General features: G+C 70.8%; 2 protein-coding genes. Both read left to right on the top strand.

Translation table 11 applies throughout. From position 1 onward, the window contains the following. Positions 1–429 precede the first annotated feature (429 nt). A complete protein-coding gene (locus ACFO4E_RS28040) occupies positions 430–840 on the top strand; it encodes a YbaB/EbfC family nucleoid-associated protein (RefSeq protein ID WP_378579984.1) in 411 nt (136 codons plus the stop codon). Between the two features lie 68 nt (positions 841–908). Continuing rightward, positions 909–1,313 carry a hypothetical protein gene (locus ACFO4E_RS28045; RefSeq protein WP_378579985.1) on the top strand — a complete coding sequence of 135 codons (405 nt, stop codon included), beginning with the start codon at positions 909–911 and terminating at the stop codon, positions 1,311–1,313. Positions 1,314–1,334: the final 21 nt, after the last annotated feature.

The following is a 1,334-nucleotide window of genomic DNA, read 5'->3' on the forward strand; positions in this document are numbered from 1 at the left end:
GCAACGGGTGGGAGAACCCGGGGGCGCCGGGCTCGTCGTCCGACCCGCTTGCTCCGAACGCCTCGGGCGGCCAACCCGATGCCAATGGTGTCCAGGGCGGCGGGGGCGATCTGCGCAGCGACCCGTCCCCCGATGGGTCCGAGGCGTTCACCGGCGCGGTCGGCAACGGCAACGGCCAGGGCGGCGGGAACTTCGGCGGCGTCGGCGGCGGGATGGGCGGGATGGGCGGCATGGGTGGCGGGATGCCGCCCATGATGCCGCCGATGGGCGGTATGGGCGGGGCCGGCGGTGGCGGGGGGCAGGGCGGCGACGCGCGCACCCGGTCCACCTGGCTGTCGGAGGACGAGCGCGTCTGGGGGACCAGCGCGGGCGACCGGCTGTCGGTGCTGGGGCGACACGGCCTCGGAGACAACACGAAGGGAAGTGCCCATGAGTTCGTACCCGGAGCAAATGGAGCAGGCGCTCGCACGTCTACGGGAGGACCAGGAGAAGGTCACACGGGCAAGCGCAAGCCTGGCGTCGGCAACCGAAGAGGCCGTCTCCAAGGATCGGGCGATCAGCGCGAAGATCAACGCTGACGGGGAACTGGTCGAGCTGAAGTTCCGGACCACGTCCTACCAGTCGATGCCGCCGGCGGAACTCTCGGCGGCGGTCATGGACGTGATCAAGCGCGCGCGGGACAAGATGCAGGCCCGGGTGATGGAGGCGTTCGGCCCCTTCGCTCCCGAAGGGATCGACATGGAGGCGGCGCGAACGGGCGGGTTCGATCCCGCCAAGATGCTGGCCGACCTCGGCCTCGATAAGCTCGACTTCCCCGACTCGGGCCGCCCCAGTGCCTGACCCCCTGAACCGCGGCGGCCGGCTCCCACCGGCCGCCACAACCCCAGGACACCCGAAGGAGCCGCACCATGTCCGGTGATTCCCTGTTCGTCGGCCCCGACCTGATGAAGAAGTACGGCGGCATGCTGCACGAGCCGGCGGATGGCGTGGAGAAGATCTTCGCGGATTACGAGTCGGGGAGGAGCGCTTTCGGCGAGAAGCCCTGGGGCCACGGCGATGAGATGGCCGACGTCTTCGAGGACAAGTTCGTCCCCGCCGAAGGGGATCTCCTGGAGTTCGGCGTCACGCTCGTCGACGTGCTCCGGGAGACGGCCGACAACACCATCTACACCGCCGAGCGGTACCGCAGGGCCGATCTGGGCAACGAGGAGATCGCGAACAACCTCTACAGGGACCTGCCCGACTCCCCCGGCGACCTCCGCGGCCCCGGCGGCCCCGGCGGCCTGCCCGGCGGCAGGCCCGGTCGGGGATAAGGGACAGCGGGGCGATCGGTC

Origin of the sequence: Nocardiopsis mangrovi (assembly GCF_042653925.1) — a bacterium.
Classification (GTDB): Bacteria; Actinomycetota; Actinomycetes; order Streptosporangiales; family Streptosporangiaceae; genus Nocardiopsis_B; species Nocardiopsis_B mangrovi.

Coding starts and splice junctions, on each gene's coding strand:
- ACFO4E_RS28040 (WP_378579984.1), top strand. CDS start 430: ATGAGTTCGTACCCGGAGCAAATGGAGCAGGCGCTCGCACGTCTACGG.
- ACFO4E_RS28045 (WP_378579985.1), top strand. CDS start 909: ATGTCCGGTGATTCCCTGTTCGTCGGCCCCGACCTGATGAAGAAGTAC.